Source organism: Nostoc sp., from assembly GCF_036917815.1.
Classification (GTDB): Bacteria; Cyanobacteriota; Cyanobacteriia; order Cyanobacteriales; family Nostocaceae; genus Nostoc.
The window spans coordinates 15,280-32,380 of the sequence record NZ_JBALEK010000051.1 but is presented as its reverse complement, the minus strand read 5'-3'; the positions used below and the strand labels follow the sequence as shown (position 1 = coordinate 32,380).

Sequence of the window (17,101 nt, the reverse complement as noted above, 5' to 3'; positions counted from 1 at the left end):
AAGTATGAAACTAACTCACAACTCTAGGTAGTAGCGCCAGTAGTTAAGGATGGCTAATGTAGATAAAGTTGATTCAATATTCACTCTAGTCTAATTTACCGCACCAATTCTCAGTGGCGCGTGCTGGGAATTTACTGCCTGTCTGGGTAATCAATTAAACGTTCCTTAGCACAGAGACAGATATGAAAGCAGATCAACTCCTAAAAAACTATGCCGCAGGTGTCAGAGACTTTACTGGTGTGAACTTGAGTGAGGCGAACTTAAGAGAAGCCAATCTCAGTGGCGTAATTTTAGATAGAGCAATTTTAGATGGAGCTAATCTAAGTCACGCTAATCTAGCCCACGCCAGTTTGATTGACACGGACTTAAATGGAGCGGATTTGAGCAATGCTAACCTCAGTGGTAGCAACTTAAGCGGCGCGATTTTGGATGGAGCGATTTTGGATGGAGCCGCAATGGAAGGAGCTAATTTGAATCATGCTAATTTGACAGTTGCGAAACTGATTGACACTAATTTGAGTGACGCGGATTTGCACGAAGCAAGCTTGATAGCGGCGAATCTAGATGGAGCCGATTTAAGTGGTGCAGATTTAACCGTAGCTGACTTATCCCAGGCAAATCTCACTCAAGCAGATTTGAACCAGACAAATTTGAACGGAGCAAATTTAGATGGAGCCAATATGCAAGGAACAATCCTGGATGATAATGTGTAATACATTTTTGAACACAATTGACTCTCAACTATAGGAATCATATTTGATTTGTGAAAAAATCTCAGTAGTCTTGTAGGGTGTGTTAGCAGAGCGTAACACACCATTTCAAGCTTGTGGTGCGTTACGCTATCGCTAACACAACGCAAGTTGCTACAACGGAGGGAACCTCCGCAACGCACTGGCTACCCTAGGTGCATTTCCAAAATCAAATATTAGTCCTATATCAATGGTGAACTCTAGCCTCGTTGTCACAATCTATGTCAACCCTATGACAGGGAATGATACTAATACTGGTTCACGGTTGAGTCCGTTTAAAAGTCTCACCCATGCCTTAAAATTAACCCAAATCCCGACGATAATTCATCTGGAATCGGGGATTTACAGCGCCGCTAGTGGTGAGGTGTTCCCACTGTTCATCCCTGGAGGGCTGACAGTGGTGGGTAACGAAGCTAATAAAGGTGCAGGGATTGTAATTTCTGGGAGTGGTGAGTATCAAAGTCCCAGTTTTGGGATGCAAAATATCACGCTGCTTTTACGAGATCATGCCAGTCTTTTAGGTGTAACTGTCACCAATCCTTCAGCCAAAGGTACTGGTATCTGGATTGAATCGGCTACACCTACTTTAGCTAACAATACTTTCAGGGACTGTGGGCGAGAAGGTATATTTACCACTGGCACTGCCAAACCCACAATTGTAGATAACATCTTTGTGCAAAATGCTGCTAGCGGGTTAGTGATGGCAGGTTATAGCCAAGGAGAAGTACTGCGGAATGTATTTCAAAGAAACCCTTTAGGGATAGCAATTAGTGATTTTGCGGCTCCGGCGATCGCCAATAATAAATTATCAGAAAATCGCGCGGCGATCGCACTTTCTCGCAACGCCCAACCTGTAATACGTCAAAATCTTATTGCTAAAAATACCCAAGGTGGCTTATTCGTCAATGGTAATGCAGTCCCCGATTTAGGTAATACCCAAGATCCCGCCGCGAATATTTTTCGTGATAATAATGAATTTGATTTATATAATGCCACTACCCAAAAGCTAGTTTCCGTAGGTAATGAATTAAATCCGGCTCTAGTGAAGGGCTTAGTTGAATTGATCCCAGCCAATCAAGTCGCAGTTAGCACTAGTTCCTCGGAGACTCCGACAGAATCCCCATCTCAAAAACTCTCCGCGTCTCCCGAACTAGATGGACATTGGGCAAAACCATTTATTCAGGCATTAGTGAGCATGGATTTAACTCATGCTTTTGCCGATGGTAGCTACCAGCCAGATAAACCCATAACTCGCGCCCAGTATGCAGATATGGTAGCGATCGCCTTTAACCCATTAGCCAAAGTCCCAGCACCTAATTTTACCGACGTACCCAAGGATTTTTGGGCTGATAGCGCTATCCAAATCGCGGCTAGCGGTGGCTTTGTTGGCGGATTTAGCGATCGCACTTTCCGCCCCGATCAAAATGTGCAACGGCTACAGGTGATTGTCTCCCTAGTTAACGGACTGGGACTATCAGCTGTTGATAGCGATGTTTTAGAAGTATATAGCGATCGTCAGACTATTCCCAACTATGCCCGAAAAGCAGTTGCTACTGCTACACAAAGAGGTATAGTTGTCAACTATCCAGATCCCAAACTACTTGCACCTTTACGTCTGGCAACACGTGCCGAAGTTGCAGCAATGTTTTATCAGGCATTAGTTGCCATTGGGCGAACATCTGCGATTAAATCAGTCTATGTAGGGTTGCATTCCAGAACTTGACAAGTAAAATAGGGAACACTGCCTATCGGCTTAGTAACTCGTGGAAAAAAAACTATGTAGTTAAAAGCACGTTAGGCTAATATGCGGTGGGTGACAAATCTTAGACCTATTGCCTCAAGCTAATAGCCCCATGTTAACAACACTTCCAGATACTTCTGCCAACTTGGCCATCGCCTTATTAATTAACTATAGTTTCGATCTCAATGGGTATAGTGCCAATGAGCTAGTTGAGCGTTGGCAAACGCAATACCCACTTAATTGGCTACACCTGGCAGTGATTGAGGCATTATATCAAGGTCGTTATAAAGCGGTTTCCGTGCAACAAATCTTAGTATTTTGGCAGCGTCGGGATCAGACTACATATCATTTCAACATGGAATTTGAACGGATGGTTTGTAGCAAATTTCCCCAAAGCTTAACCTCATTGGCTGCACCATCCCTACCGCCAGCCAAGAAAAACCCCATTGTCGAGAAAGTGATGAGTCCTCAATTACCACCAGCGAAGATTCGCAACGGCTATCAACACAGCAATACTGCAACTCTACAACTGAAAAGTTCCGAACTAAAGGCATCTTTAGCTGAAGAAGAGGGGAAGCAAGAAGATAGAGACAATAAAACTGTCCTCAAGTCTCCCCTTTCTGGGAAATTTGCCTCTTCAGCAACCTTTCAGCTATCTTCTGCTGTCAGCCAAAGGCAAACTTCCCAAGGAAGTCCACTGCCTTTCCCACCACCAAGGCGCGAGGGGCGACAGGCAAAACTGCTTCCACCTGCGACTATTCATGCCCCAATCGGGCAATTCACTCCCGAAAAAAGCGATCGCTCTGACTCTTTTACATCTAAACTCAAAGCGATGTCTGGGGAACAGAATCAAAGTGGGGGGAGTGGGGAGTAGGGGAGAGTAATTAATATTTTTAGGTTTTTAGGCTGCGACTAATTGCTTAAAACGCTCATCATCGGCAATATCATCAAAATCTAGGTCACTTGCTGCGTCTTCTTTATACCTGGGATTAAGTTCAATCGCTTGTTGTAGAGTTAGCAGAGATCGTTCAACTTGTCTTTGCAGTGCGTAACAGGCTGCTTTGTTGTAATGGGCACTGGCATAATCTGACTTAATTTCTAAAGCTTTGTCAAAACTAGCGATCGCTTCATCATCGCGTCCCAATCTTACCAAAGTATAACCGCGTTTATCCCAGATTTTGGGCGAATTGGGTTGAAATTCTAAAGCTCTATCTAAAGACACCATTGCTTCTTCATATTGTTCTAATGCTACTAAGGAAAGACCACAATTTAACCAAGCAACTGCATCATCAGGTTTGATTTGTGTAGCTTTTTCAAAGGAGGCAAAGGCTTGCTGATGTTGTTGTAAGTTACCAAAAGCAACGCCGCGATCGCACCAAGCTTGATAATAATCTGACTGAATCTGAATAGCTCTATCATAAGATGCGATGGCATCTTTGTAGCGTTTTAACCTTCCGAGGGTTAAACCTCGTTTTAACCAAGCCACAGCCTCATCAGGTTGGATTTTAACCGCTTGATTGTAAGCTGCGATCGCATCTTCATAACGCCTTTGCGAAAACAGCCCATCTCCCTGTTTTACATACTCATCAGCAGTGAATTTCGGTTGTTGTGGCTGTTCTGGGATTTCTTCTTCAACTTCAGATTTCACCACATCTGGGATAGATTCAGGTGTAATTTCAGTTAGTTCTTGAAGGATGAGATTCTTTCTTTCTTGAGCATCCAATTGTAACTCAGAAAGTTGAGAGACAAACTCAGTTTCTAATCTTTCTAATTTCTCCAAAACGATCATCTTTTGTTGTTGAGCATTCCATTGTAACTCTGAGAATTGCGAAGTAAACTCAGAACCAGATTTTTCTAAATTTTTAATGATTAAGTCTTTGCACTTCTGAGCATCTACTTGTAATTCAGATAGTTGATCGCTAAACTCTGACTGCAATGCTCCTAAACTTTCAACAATTTTATTTTTTTGCTCCTGAGCATCTATCTGTAATTCAGATAATTGAAATTTCAAGTCTTTATCTAATATTCCTAAATTTTCAAATATGATATCTTTTTGTTTTTGAGCATCAACGTGTAATTCTGATAATTTATCAGCGAACTCTGACTGCAATTTTGTTAAAATTTCAAAAGTTATATCCTTTTGTTTTTGAGCATCAGATTGCCATCCAGAAAGTTGAGATGTGAACTCAGACTTTGATACTTCTAAATCAGCAACAGCTATTTCTTGCTGTTGTTGCACACCTAACTTTAAATTAGAAAGTTCCTCTGTGATGACAGATACTAATTTTCCTAGATTCTCCAGTGCTATATCTCTTTGTTGTTGAGCATCCAACTCTAACTTAGATAGCCCAGAGGCAAATTTCGACTCTAAATTTTCTATATTCTCTTGAGATTTTTTGAGTTCAGTTTCTAATCTACTTAATACCTGTGCTTTAGCTAAATCTAACTCAGATTTAAAGATAGATACATTCTCTTGTTCATGCTTAATTTTTTGTTGTAGAGCAGTTGTTTCCTGTGCTAATTCATAATTAGTTTTTTTAGCTTCTTGAATAACATTTTCAGCCTCTTGTTTAACAGAGATTAGCTGATTTTGCAATTTTTCCATTCCCTCTAGTTGTTGCATCGCTTTATCAGCAATTTCACGAATTATCACCCGTCGCAGAAGCCATAATAAAGCAATGACTGCGATTGGAAATAGACTTAATATAACTAACCAAACATCAAGTAAGATAGTTGTACGGCTAAAAGCACCCTTAAAATCAGATTGGACTTGCTGTTGAATTTGCTTTTCCGTTCTAAGTCGGGCTAATTCTTCCCGTTCCTGATTAGATAACACCGGAGTAGCAGTTAGTGCGGGGGAAGCTAATGGTGCAGATTGTCCACTGGCAATTCCAGAGGATAGAAGTAAGGGTAAAAATACAATAGTGTATTTTATAATTAAAGCGAAAACAGTTTGATTTTTGCTCTTCATAACAACCATCCCAGTCTGTTGGTCAGTTTTTGAAGCGGCGTGCCTCTCTCCAATCTATAGCAGAATTGAGTGGTTAAATGTTGTGGAGGCAGTAGGAAATGCTGAACAATCCTTAACTAATCCCTTCCCTCGTCCCTGAGTATACGTACAACTTTAGTGGTAGAGCATAGTCAACTTTTTGACATTTTTTGTTAGGTGTTGATCTACCGCACTAACATTAGATTATCTAGGATAAGCAGATTGCTTGTTCTCAAACTAACTTAACAAAGGCAGTAGAAAATGAGTCGCATAAATCCTTATACACTGCAATTGCAGATTACTCGAATGTTCGAGCAAGGGCAATCATTTTTTGCCACAACCAAGGTACAGGAATGGTTGAAAGAACGCAAACACAATCCAGAAGATTATGACATTATTTTCCATAAAAAACCTGCTCCTCCTGGTTCCAAAGAAGTGATGGTAGTGGAAATTGAGTTACGTCGCAAAGATGGGCAACCTGTAGATCCTTGGTTGCAGGAACAAGCAAATCTCCATGCCTGATTTTAGCAACTATAGGAATCCGGTTTGATTTTTGAACAAAATTAAGTATTTGTAGGGTGCGTTACGCGAAACGCTAACGCACCAAATCCTTAAGAATGGTGCGTTACGCTGTCGCTAACGCACCCTACGTATCTGTTCAAAAATCAAATAGTAGTCCTATAGCAGTTTTCCATTTAAATTCATATTATCTTAACAGAATTTATCAAAAAAGAGCGTTCCCAATTGGGGAACGCTTTTTGTTTACCGATAAAGCGATCGCATTAAACTGGTTGTACTGGGGACTGGGCAAGAAATTATTTTAATAATAGAATTAATAATTTTTTGTAAAATCATCGATGATTATTTGTTATTTAAAACCGCCTTTGATACTCTACTACAGCCTGACTATCATCGCTTAAATTAGTGGAAGCACGCACACGAAACTGATCGTTGATCCGGTAATTAACACCCCATTGGAAGGGGTCATTTGTTGTCAAAATTTTGATACTGGAAACGGATATTTTGGAAGAAATATCAACCCCAGCCTCGGCTGCTAATTCCAAAGTTGAATTGCTTCTTCCCGCTTCGGGATTCTCAGAGAGAACGGTAGGAAATATCCGCAGTTCACTTAAGCCAAAGGTACTGCCAATCTGGCTAAAAGCTGACTGAAAATTGTTTAACACAGCCGAACCTGCGATGTTAATTAGACCCAAAGTACTGTCACCACGTCCTTGGGTGTCTACAAACCCACCTCCTAAAAGAGCAACAATTTCGGTTTGACTACGTGATGGGCTACTTGTTAGTTCTAGATTTTCATTTAGTTTGCTGGCAAGTCCGTTGATAGTGGCTTCGACTCGAACACTCTCTAAGGCTGATAAACCTGTGCTATTTACCCGGCCGAAGTCATTACTTTGAGTTACGTCCAGTACTTTAGCAAATAGCCGAATATCTAAGTCGGGATCGCGGGGTTGAGAGGGACTAAAAGTTGCGGTCTGTGTATAGCCGGGAGCAAGGTTAAATTGGGTAGTAAATAAATTCACGCCACCTTTCTCTAAGCGGATAGTGCCATCGGGTATTGGCTGATTGATTGGTCCGTTAACCATGAGATTACCAGTGGCGCGGAAGCTGAGAATCGGGGGACGGGTTATTTGGACGTTTTTGCCTAGTTCCAAATCTAGATTATTAAATCTGGCGATCGCATTTCCAGTCCCGCTCCCAATTTCAGCTTTGCTCTCTTTATCGGCTTTTGTCGGTGATACGCCAAGATTACTATTATTTGCAGAGGAAGTGGCATCGGTAGATTCTGCCAGCAATACCTGACCATCAAATAAATTTACTTTACCGCCAATTATGGGATTCAGGGCAGAACCAGTAATCTGCAAATTGCCGCTAGCGCCTCCCTGGTAAAGTCCCTTGAGATTCAACGCTAGCTGTTCGAGGTTAACAGTTAGGGGATTGTTGATGGTCACGTTGTCATTGTTGAAAATGGGAATTTCCCCAGCAGCTTCTACCTGACCATGACTAAATCTACCCTGAAGATTTTGTACTAAGATGCTGTCAAAATTAAACAGCACTTTACCTCTAACATGTCTGAGCTTACCTGGCAAAGCCTGGGCTGAAAAAGTAGCATTATTGACAGTAGCAATTCCTTCTACTTCGGGTTTTTGCAGTGTCCCGCGTACCTTTAGGTCTACTTCTCCTTCACCTTTCTCAAATACCACTTGATTAGTAAATGCGTTTAACAGTGCCAATCCCTCGTTTTCTAACTTCATATCCAGAGTAATTTGCTGACTGTCTGGTGCAACGGTTGCAAAAGGCAGTTTATAAGGTATGCTGCCAGTAATATCAACAGGTTTTGGCCCAGCAACTGCTACAGTACTACCAAAGTTTAAGCGTCCGTTGGCATAGCTGAAACTTGCTTTTGCTGATTCTATCTTGTTCTGATTTAGCATTCCTTCTGTGATTTGCAATTCTCCTCTAGTTTGGGGATTGGCAATGCTGCCTGCTAAAGCTGCTGTAGCGTTAAGATTACCTGTGATTCCAACTGGCAGTTTGACGACATTATTCACTAGTTGTACCGGAAAATTATTCACCCGCAGCTGACCAGATTGTTGATCGCCACCAACGCTACCTGTGAAGGCAATCAGCCTGTTTTCAGATTCGAGCCGTAAAGGTCGTAAACTCAAAACACCGTTTTCAAAGTTGCCTTCGGCAATTACTTTGTCGGCAGTATAAAAACGATTTCGTTCTTCCTTTTTGCCCCAAGCAAAATTTTGTCCATTCAAATTAAAATCCACTGATAATCCATTGGCTGTAGCTGTATTTACAGCCACTTCCCCGTTGAAAGTCCCCTTTAAGTCTGCCAAATCGGGTATGGGAGTGGAATCAAGTCGCTGTTGTTCCTGTTCTGCTACCAAAGTTTCAATTTCAGAAAACCGTTGGATTTGGTTTAATAAGGGCTGATTTAGCGCTCCTTGGGGTGTGGTGGTCAGATCCGATGCTGTGCCGTAGATTTCTGCTGAACCACCTGGCAAATTTTGTAAATCAAATATCTGTGCCACAGCTAGAACATCTTGGATCTCACCCTGATTGATGTTCAGTTTACCTTGTAGTTGAGGTCCTTTAGGGGTTTGAGCCAAAGTACCGACAAGGGCGTAGCGGCTGTTGCCTTTGAGAAATTCGCTACTTGCAACTGTGGCTTTACCATTATCGTAATGGAATTGAGCAGCTAAACGATCGCCTTTAAGACGGCCAATTTCTGGGCTGGCGATCGCTAAATTCCCCGTTGCTGCCAATGTCTGCTGATTAAATAGCAAATCCCCAGTTAACAACCCAGTTACCTTACCAGTACCCAGGCGAGTAATTGCTGGCGGAGTCAAATTCAATATTTTTAAGGGGAAATTTGCAACTTTGAGTGCCCAATCATTCCCTTGAACATTACCTGTTGCTGAGGCTTGCTGCCATTTGACTAAGAAGGATTTCGGGCGATTATTGGCATCTAAATTGAAGTCGAGGCGATCGCTATTACCCGCCAAATTCAAATTTAAACCGCGTCCCTGTGCTGAATCGATGTTTCCAGTTAACAACGGCTCAAAAGCAATATTTTGAACAACCAAGTCTCGTAAGTTGATTTGCCCGACTACATTTGGTAAGGGCAGCTTACCAGTGATTTGCCCATTAAAATCTACTTTCCCCGCCACAGCAACCTGATTAGGAAGAGTGAACGGTAACTGTTTGAGGTTGTAATTCTGCGCCTGAACGTTGAGATTTAAGGCGGTAATTTCCGGTATACCTGTTGTTTTGGCATTGGCTAATATGTTACCAGTAACACTTAAACCGGGAGCAGTTGCTCGCTCAATGGTAAGCCTTTCACCACTCCACGCGATCGCAGCCGTTAAGGGTTGCTCAAGACCGGGGAGACCTTGGGATAATTGCACCTGTCCAGCAGCACGCACATCAGCTAATTTGGATGATCCCACAGTGCCAGCTAATTGCAACTGACCGCCAAATTGACCACGCAATTGCTGATTGAAGCGATTTAATTGCACACCGGCAGCATTAACTACGGCTTGATAGCGACCATTGGACAATTGAATATTAGAAGCTGCGATCCTTCCACCTGCAACATCTAACCGTCCCTGACCACTGGCTTGGATAGTTTGCGGTTGAAATGACTCCACAGAACCCGCCACGTTTGCTTGACCAGTTAAGGCTCCCCGAAACTGCGCTGGGACTGCTACCAACTGCTGCAATGGGACATTATTTGCTTGAACTTGCGCTTGATATACACCATTAGCCAGTTGGATATTAGAGGCTGTAATGGTTCCACCTGCAACATTTACCCGCGCCTGACCGTTGGCTTGGATAGTTTGCAGTTTAAAAGAATCAACAGAACCCGCGACGTTGAACTGACCAGTTAAGGCTCCGTGAAACTGCTTTGGGACTGCTGCCAACTGCTGCATAGGCACATTCTTAGCCTGAACTTGCGCCTGATACACACCATTAGCCAGTTGGATATTAGATGTAACCGTACCATCGCCAATAGCAAGACTACCTTCACCAGTGCCACGGAGGGTTTTCAGGCTGAAATTCTCTCTATTGCCTGTGATTTGGAACGTACCCGCCAATGGATTCTTTAAAGCTGGGGGAGACTGTTTCAATATTTGTCCCAACCGCACACCATTAGCGACAAGTTGAGCAGAGAAGCTTTGGTCTTCCAGTTGGATATTAGAAACTGCAACTGTGCCGCCACCAATTTGAACTTCTGCACCATCAGGGCGAATCGTGGCAATTTTAAATGGTGCTGTGCTGCCTGAGAGAATGAGACGACCATTGAATAGTGCATCCGCCAAAGAGACATTTTGCAGTTGACTTTTGTCTACAAAGGGTTCCAATTTTACCCCAGAGGCAACAGCCACAGTTTGCCAATGCTGATTGGCATAACTACCAGTTGCCCGGACTATACCACCAGCTACATTCAGAGCCACATTGCGGAAAGAGACAGTGCGATCGCTAGCAATCGCAACTTCGCCAGTTCCGGGGTAAGTTCCATTAGGAGCTTGATATTGTACCACAGTTTCGACATTAGTGGGAGCGCCAGTTAGTTGGGCTGTAGCGGAGACATTGCCAATTTGGAAATTGGGTGTTGTTTCGTAAACTTTGGCGATCGCATCCCCTGAAACATTCTTGGCGGCGAAATTTAAATCCAGTTGAGGGTTTTTACCGAGTTGAATTGTGCCAGCGCCGGTGATTTCACCACCAACTTTGGCTTGACCTTGAATATCTTTTAGGGTAATTAAAGAAGAACTAGTAACAAGCTGAAACTTACTACTGATACTATTAAAATCAACTTGATCAATTCGGGCAGTTTGGATCGTGGCAACTGAGCCGGAGATAATTGGCTCTTTTATTGATCCAGTCATCTGCAAAGAAGCTTGTACTTGTCCAGCGATCGGCACAGGTAGTTTTACCTTGAGAGTCTCCTGAGCATTAGCCAAACTCACCGCATTGACACGCGCTGCCAACTTAAAACCTGCTTTAGTGTCGATAATTCCCGTAGCCACTAGGGGAATTTTGCCATAGTTGGTAGTGACATTATCCAACTGCAATTCCGTTCCCTGAAAGCGGAGATTTCCTTGGCTATTGCTCAACAGTTGCGGGACTTTGGGTATTTGAACTGTTACCCCTTGCACAGAAGCACTGCCAAACAATAAAGTCTGCTGTCCTGGCGTCAACCGAACTAATAAGTCGCCATTGGCTCGACCCGCCTGTAAGTTAATTGGTAACTTAATCAGATGCGTAATATCCGCAGCTAGCAAATCTTGCGATCGCACCTGAAAGTTCCCTGCTAGCATCCGAGAACGCGTCTCTCCCTGAATGGAAATACTGCCACCACTGTCTGCTTGACCCCCGACTTCAAACTGGATCAACTGATTGTTCGCTAAAAGTTGGGCAGATCCATTCAGTTGAGAAAACGTTACCGGGGATGAGGGGGATCTTGCTCCCCCTGCCCCCTTGCTCCCCTGCTCCCCCGCTCTCTTCTGCGGCATCAACGCTAGTTTGGCATTGCGAAACCGCAAATTGTCCAAATCGGTTTTAATCGCGGCGCCGTCAGGTGAAGGCGCGATTTTAGTGGAAACCCAGCGCCCTTGGTCATCCTGTTCAATGTAAATATCTGGGTTGACTAAGGTGACATCTAGCTTCAAGTGGCGGTTAAAGATTAGTTGCAACAGGTCAAAACCCACCTCCACAGATTCGATTGCAGCCCAATCTGGATCTGTGGGTGTGGCTGGGATAGCTGAAGCCCCAAACTGCACTCCCGTCAACGAAAATTGTGTGACTCTTCCCAATTTTACCGGACGGTTGAGTGTAGTCGTGAGACTTTGTTGTGCCAAGGGTGTTAACTCTGTTTGGACAAAAGTCCACAACCGCCAAATACCGACAATAGTTCCTAACAGTAAAAGTCCGCCCAAGGCAATGCTACCCCGACTCAAAACCAGCAACCACAGACGCTTGCGATTAGGGAACGGGGAGTGATGATCTGGATTGGGAGATTTAGTCATTTGCTTTCACTGCATTAATTGCCGGATATCGCTGGCACACACAAGCATTAACTGGCACATTGATTCAGTATGCCATTTCCAGGATACGCCAACTAAACTCAAGACCTCATAGGTTAAGTTACGGTATTTGGGAGCATTCAATACTTATGCTTAATAATATTGGCGTTTTCAGGAAAATCTGAATAGAGTGAAAATTGTCTCTGTGACTTTCCCTGAGGCACAATCTCGAACTTTAAGATGAATAAACCTTAAAAAGGACAAATGATTACACCAAGGGTCTTTGTGTTAATTTTTAATGCTCGAACGGAAAATGAGGGGATTCACACGATTCGGGAGGGCGCTCGCAATAAAATTCTGATGTTCGAGTCAGAAGACGATGCCACGCGCTTTGCCCTGATGTTAGAAGCTCAGGATTTCCCCTCACCTACACCAGAGCCGATGGATGCTGAGGAAATCAAGGAATTTTGCGAAAGTGCTGGATATGAATGGGAAATCATCCCAGAAAACAGCAATTTAGTTGTCACTCCCCCAGAACTGAATGTAGAAGAAACCGACTGGCAAGCAGATGCCCAGAAGGAGGATACTATTGAAGACACCTTCCCTCTTAATCAACAGCCAGTAAAAGAACCAGAATTGTCTGATTCTGAACTAGAGAAGATTCGTCGCAAATTGGAAGGATTGTTGTAATTAGTCATTAGTCATTGGTCATTAGCCCATTGGTTGCTAACTGACTAATGACAACGGACGTAGACACCCGAAGGGGGGCTGCCCGTAGGGTAGGACAAAGGACAAATGACAGAGGACAAATGACAAATTTGCAGGAACGCGGGCATCTTTTAACCGAGATGGTAAATCCTAACAGTCTAAACTTAGACCAGCTAAGTTCTCTGGAATTGGTAGAGCTGTTTAATAACGAAGACCAAAAGGCAATCGCAGCAGTTGCGGCGGCAAAAATTCAGTTGGCAGAGGCAATTGATCGCACCGCAGAGCGTTTGCGCCACGGAGGGCGTTTATTTTATATCGGTGCGGGTACAAGTGGCAGGTTAGGAGTGTTAGACGCTGCTGAGTGTCCACCTACTTTTTGTACACCCCCAGAGTTGGTACAGGGGATTATTGCTGGTGGTGCGGGTGCGTTGGTACGCAGTTCCGAAGATTTAGAAGATAGCATCGAAGATGGCGAGGCTGCGATCGCTGGGCGACACATTACTCAACTAGATGTAGTAGTTGGCATTACCGCCGGTGGAACAACACCTTATGTCCACGGTGCCCTTCATGCTGCCCGTCAACGGGGAGCCGCTACGATTTTTATCGCCTGTGTTCCGGCTGAACAAGTTAGCTTTGATGCCGATATTGACATTCGCCTATTGACAGGGCCAGAAATAATCGCCGGCTCAACTCGCCTAAAAGCTGGTACAGTCACGAAGTTAGCTTTAAATATCCTTTCTACCGGCGTGATGGTCAAATTAGGCAAAGTTTATGGCAATCGCATGGTGGATGTGGCGGTAACAAATCAAAAGTTACGCGATCGCGCCTTGCGAATTTTGCAAGACCTCACTGGTTTAAGTCGAGAAGCGGCTGGTTTTTTACTAGAACGCAGTGGTAAATGGGTGAAGCTAGCGCTATTGATGCACTGGACTGGCTTGGAAAAAGACGAAGGCGATCGCCTTCTTTCAGAACACCAAAGTAATCTCAGGGCAGCTGTTGTGAGCCATCAAAACCACAATCATGCTCTATAGATGGCTGCTATAGGATTCCTATTTGATTTTTGAACAAAATTAGGTACTGTAGGGTGCGTTAGGATGAAATCCGTAACGCATCATTCGTAAGGATTTAGTGCGTTACGCTGTCGCTAACACACCCTACGTATCTTTTTGAAAATCAAATAGTAGTCCTATACTTGTCTTAAGTAGCATGCCTTTTTTTAAAGAAGAAAAATTGACATTAAGGGATTTCCAAGAAATAAATTATCCATCTTGTGGGGCGGGCAAGATTCTCTCTCCAGAGTCATATTGCCAAGAGCGCTAATTAGCATAATTAAGAATAGTAAAGTTAAATAAATATTTTTAACATTTATTACCACTCTCAATTAACTAAAGCAGAACTCTCTAGAGACTGATAATCTTTTTTAAAGATAAATTCAGAACTTATACGGATATAATTCAGTATGGAAATTCTTAAAATAAGATATCAACACTCATACATTATGATCTGGACGATGGCAACCTACTTGAGTCATAAATCTTAGCAGAAAAATAAAATCTGCCAATAAAAACTCTATGCTAGATAAATTATTTCCTAGCAATGGTTTTGCTATCTTCTCATCTACCTTACTTTTAATAATCTTGATTTAGTCCGCTATATACCAAACGTATTTGTACTTATCACTATATAGCTTAGTATCGGTTTTTAATGGCTAGCTTTTTAATGAAAGGAATAAGTATGACTCACCCAGAAGTGATAGTTTCAAATAACCTAGTAAATGAATTTCAAACTTGTACTCAGCTACAATACAATGGCAAATTAAATATTAAGAGTTCAAAGGGCAGTCAATGGAATTTTTATTATCGGCTAGGACGGATAGTTTGGGCAACAGGAGGAACTCATCCCTTCCGGCGCTGGCGTAGACATATAGCTCAAAATTGTCCCCAAATTGATGTTGATAAGTTGCAGTTACGTTTGCAAGACCTATCAACCGATTACTGGGACTATAAACTGATAGAAATTTTTTATAAAAAACAGAAAATCCAGAGAGAACAGATTCAATCTATTGCAGAAAATACGATAGCAGAACTATTATTTGACCTAGCCTTGCAAGGAAACTTTGCTTCTATAACTTGCAATCGCAGCCAAGAAGTTATCTTAGAAACCCCCATCAGCTTCACGAGTGCAGAAATGTCTCTAAAGCACATGCAAGACTCGTGGAAAATTTGGTCACAAGCTGGTTTAGCAAATTTTTCTCCTGACTTAGCCCCAGTTCTGCGCCGACCAGAGCAACTTGAGCAGATGGTAAGTCCATCTGTGTACAAAAACTTTGTGAATTTAATCAACGGCAAATTGACTCTGCGAGATTTAGCCATAAAAATGAAGCAGAGTGTACTACCACTCACCCGTTCGTTGCTTCCCTATATCCTTAAAGGAATTATTGAATTAGTGGAAGTACCTGACTTGCCCTTAGGAGTTGCTGAAGTCAACAAGAACTCTACCAGCACTCAAGCAAACAAGCGAATTGCTCCACTAGTGGCTTGCGTCGATGATAGCCCTCAGGTATGTAAAATGCTAGAGGATATTATCACTTCCAATGGATTAAGATTTGTCAAAATTCAAGATGCTGTACAAGCTTTACCAACCCTAATTCAGGATAAACCAGACCTGATTTTCTTAGATTTGATTATGCCAGTTGCTAGTGGTTACGAAATTTGCACTCAGTTACGACGAATATCTACCTTTTCTAACACACCAATAATTATATTAACAGGCAATGATGGTCTTTTAGATAGAGTTCGTGCCAAAGTAGTTGGTTCTACAGATTTTCTTACTAAACCTGTAATGGCTGACAAGGTAATGAGTATAGTACGTAAGTATTTACCTAGACCGAGTGTATCCACTGACAATAGTAAATCTAATTTAGAGGTTTGTAATTAGAGAGAATTAGAAGCTATTTTTGATTCAATCCCGTTCAGTTAAGCCCAAAATTCTTGGTAGAGACGCACAATTTTGCGTCTCTACAGGTCAAAAACCAGTACCAAAAATCCTTAACCCAAGCGGATTAATTTTTAATTCGGAATTCTTCGTCAAAATTTATAGACTTTTTCACCTCAGTAAAAATTAAATTATTGAGGTGATAGAACTATTTTATTTACAGAAAAAATATTAAGTTATATTTATTACGTACTTTTTCTGAGGTTGATACATAAACATTGAATCAAAATTAGACAAATACAAATTTTGTATTTATAGCAGTCCTATTTGGTTTGTGAAATATTGGTTAGGGCAAAGGGGTTAGGGCTAGTCTCTAGTCCCTTCCATGTCTTTTTTAATTAAGCAATCATTTAGGATTTGTATGTCTAATTGTGTTTCCATTTTGAGAAAAAGTTAACGAGTAATTGCCATGAATACTGTTTTAGTTGTTGAAGATGGCTTAACAGATATGGAAATAATCAGCCGTTACTTACAACAGGCAGGTTATTCTGTGATGAGTGCCACAAGCAGTGAAGAGGCTCAAGATAAAATAGATAAAAATAAGCCAGACCTAATATTTCTCGACGTAATTTTACCGGGTAAAAGTGGCTTTGAAATTTGTCGAGAGCTAAAAAACAATCCTGAAACTAGCAAAATACCTGTGGTTTTTTGCTCTACAAAAAATAGTGACGTAGATAAAATTTGGGGTAATATGTTGGGCGCTGATGGTTATCTATCAAAACCGATTGATCGAGAGGAACTAGTGGTAATTTTAAAGCGATTACTTAATTAGTAAAGAAGTCACTATCTTTCAGGTAGAACCTCTACTAGATAAAACAAACTGCAAATAGTGGCTGAAAATAAATAATCAAGGACAAAGGATCAATAACTTTGGAAACCCAGGAAAAGTTTTTAAGTTTTAATTTGGGAGTAAGCGATACAGCCGTAATTTCGTTACAACACATTACAGAAGTTTTGCAAGTATCATTACCAGAAATATGTGGTGTTCCTCAGATGCCTAGTAGCGTCTTGGGTATTTATAACTGGCGCGGTGAGATGCTCTGGTTAGTTGATTTAGAGGAAATGTTAGGTTATCCTCCAATTTCGCAAGGGCCAAATTTACTTTCAAAAATGATGGCGATTGTTCTGGAAAATAAGGGTAAGTATTTGGGACTCTTGGTACGACAGCTTATAGATATTGAATGGCTGGATAGTAAGGAAATGAAACCCGCAACTGCTGAATTATTTTATCCTAAAATATCACCTTTTTTACAGGGATATTTTATTAATGATTCAGAGGACATGATTTTTAATTTGGATGCTACAAGTATTATTCAAGCTCCGATATGGTGTATTCATAATTGAGCCTTTAGTAATGGTT

Annotated in this window: 11 protein-coding genes; 9 read left to right on the top strand and 2 right to left on the bottom strand. The window is 42.0% G+C overall.

Annotation, left to right across the window (positions count from 1 at the left end):
* The first annotated feature begins 182 nt into the window (after positions 1–182).
* The 3 genes from V7K97_RS14995 to V7K97_RS14985 all read left to right on the top strand — a co-directional run bounded on the left by V7K97_RS14995 (position 183) and on the right by V7K97_RS14985 (position 3,364).
* The gene (locus V7K97_RS14995) at positions 183–713 is read left to right on the top strand and encodes a pentapeptide repeat-containing protein (RefSeq protein WP_334801829.1); all 531 of its coding nucleotides are present in this window, start codon (positions 183–185) and stop codon (positions 711–713) included.
* Between the two features lie 226 nt (positions 714–939).
* Positions 940–2,472, top strand: a complete 1,533-nt coding sequence (locus V7K97_RS14990) for a DUF1565 domain-containing protein (protein ID WP_334801828.1) — start codon at positions 940–942, stop codon at positions 2,470–2,472.
* 130 nt (positions 2,473–2,602) lie between these two features.
* The gene (locus V7K97_RS14985; RefSeq protein WP_334801827.1) at positions 2,603–3,364 is read left to right on the top strand and encodes a hypothetical protein; all 762 of its coding nucleotides are present in this window, start codon (positions 2,603–2,605) and stop codon (positions 3,362–3,364) included.
* 27 nt (positions 3,365–3,391) lie between these two features.
* Here V7K97_RS14985 and V7K97_RS14980 read toward each other — a convergent pair whose 3' ends face one another.
* On the bottom strand, positions 3,392–5,461 hold the full coding sequence (locus V7K97_RS14980) for a tetratricopeptide repeat protein (RefSeq protein WP_334801826.1): 2,070 nt from the start codon (positions 5,459–5,461) through the stop codon (positions 3,392–3,394).
* A 279-nt stretch (positions 5,462–5,740) separates the two neighbouring features.
* Between V7K97_RS14980 and V7K97_RS14975 the strand changes: the two genes are divergently transcribed.
* A complete protein-coding gene (locus tag V7K97_RS14975) occupies positions 5,741–6,001 on the top strand; it encodes a hypothetical protein (protein ID WP_273764067.1) in 261 nt (86 codons plus the stop codon).
* A 350-nt stretch (positions 6,002–6,351) separates the two neighbouring features.
* On the opposite strand, the gene V7K97_RS14970 is transcribed toward V7K97_RS14975, so the two are convergent.
* Positions 6,352–12,042, bottom strand: coding sequence for a translocation/assembly module TamB domain-containing protein (locus V7K97_RS14970; RefSeq protein ID WP_334801825.1), 5,691 nt, complete (start codon positions 12,040–12,042; stop codon positions 6,352–6,354).
* A 261-nt stretch (positions 12,043–12,303) separates the two neighbouring features.
* On the opposite strand from V7K97_RS14970, the gene V7K97_RS14965 reads away from it, so the two are divergent.
* The 5 genes from V7K97_RS14965 to V7K97_RS14945 all read left to right on the top strand — a co-directional run bounded on the left by V7K97_RS14965 (position 12,304) and on the right by V7K97_RS14945 (position 17,085).
* Positions 12,304–12,729, top strand: a complete 426-nt coding sequence (locus tag V7K97_RS14965) for a DUF3110 domain-containing protein (protein ID WP_334801824.1) — start codon at positions 12,304–12,306, stop codon at positions 12,727–12,729.
* 119 nt (positions 12,730–12,848) lie between these two features.
* Entirely contained in the window at positions 12,849–13,778 is a 930-nt protein-coding gene (gene murQ / locus V7K97_RS14960) for an N-acetylmuramic acid 6-phosphate etherase (protein WP_334801823.1), read from the top strand.
* A gap of 703 nt (positions 13,779–14,481) precedes the next feature.
* Complete coding sequence (locus V7K97_RS14955; protein ID WP_334801822.1) at positions 14,482–15,684, top strand: response regulator; 1,203 nt, start codon at positions 14,482–14,484, stop codon at positions 15,682–15,684.
* 466 nt (positions 15,685–16,150) lie between these two features.
* Complete coding sequence (locus V7K97_RS14950) at positions 16,151–16,513, top strand: response regulator transcription factor (protein ID WP_334801821.1); 363 nt, start codon at positions 16,151–16,153, stop codon at positions 16,511–16,513.
* Positions 16,514–16,611: 98 nt separating this feature from the next.
* Entirely contained in the window at positions 16,612–17,085 is a 474-nt protein-coding gene (locus tag V7K97_RS14945; protein WP_334801820.1) for a chemotaxis protein CheW, read from the top strand.
* Positions 17,086–17,101: the final 16 nt, after the last annotated feature.

Excerpts from the sequence above, each read along its gene's own strand:
- V7K97_RS14950 (WP_334801821.1), top strand. The coding sequence starts at position 16,151 with ATGAATACTGTTTTAGTTGTTGAAGATGGCTTAACAGATATGGAAATA.
- V7K97_RS14955 (WP_334801822.1), top strand. The coding sequence starts at position 14,482 with ATGACTCACCCAGAAGTGATAGTTTCAAATAACCTAGTAAATGAATTT.
- V7K97_RS14975 (WP_273764067.1), top strand. The coding sequence starts at position 5,741 with ATGAGTCGCATAAATCCTTATACACTGCAATTGCAGATTACTCGAATG.
- V7K97_RS14995 (WP_334801829.1), top strand. The coding sequence starts at position 183 with ATGAAAGCAGATCAACTCCTAAAAAACTATGCCGCAGGTGTCAGAGAC.
- V7K97_RS14970 (WP_334801825.1), bottom strand. The coding sequence starts at position 12,042 with ATGACTAAATCTCCCAATCCAGATCATCACTCCCCGTTCCCTAATCGC.
- V7K97_RS14990 (WP_334801828.1), top strand. The coding sequence starts at position 940 with ATGGTGAACTCTAGCCTCGTTGTCACAATCTATGTCAACCCTATGACA.
- V7K97_RS14980 (WP_334801826.1), bottom strand. The coding sequence starts at position 5,461 with ATGAAGAGCAAAAATCAAACTGTTTTCGCTTTAATTATAAAATACACT.
- murQ (WP_334801823.1), top strand. The coding sequence starts at position 12,849 with ATGACAAATTTGCAGGAACGCGGGCATCTTTTAACCGAGATGGTAAAT.
- V7K97_RS14985 (WP_334801827.1), top strand. The coding sequence starts at position 2,603 with ATGTTAACAACACTTCCAGATACTTCTGCCAACTTGGCCATCGCCTTA.
- V7K97_RS14965 (WP_334801824.1), top strand. The coding sequence starts at position 12,304 with ATGATTACACCAAGGGTCTTTGTGTTAATTTTTAATGCTCGAACGGAA.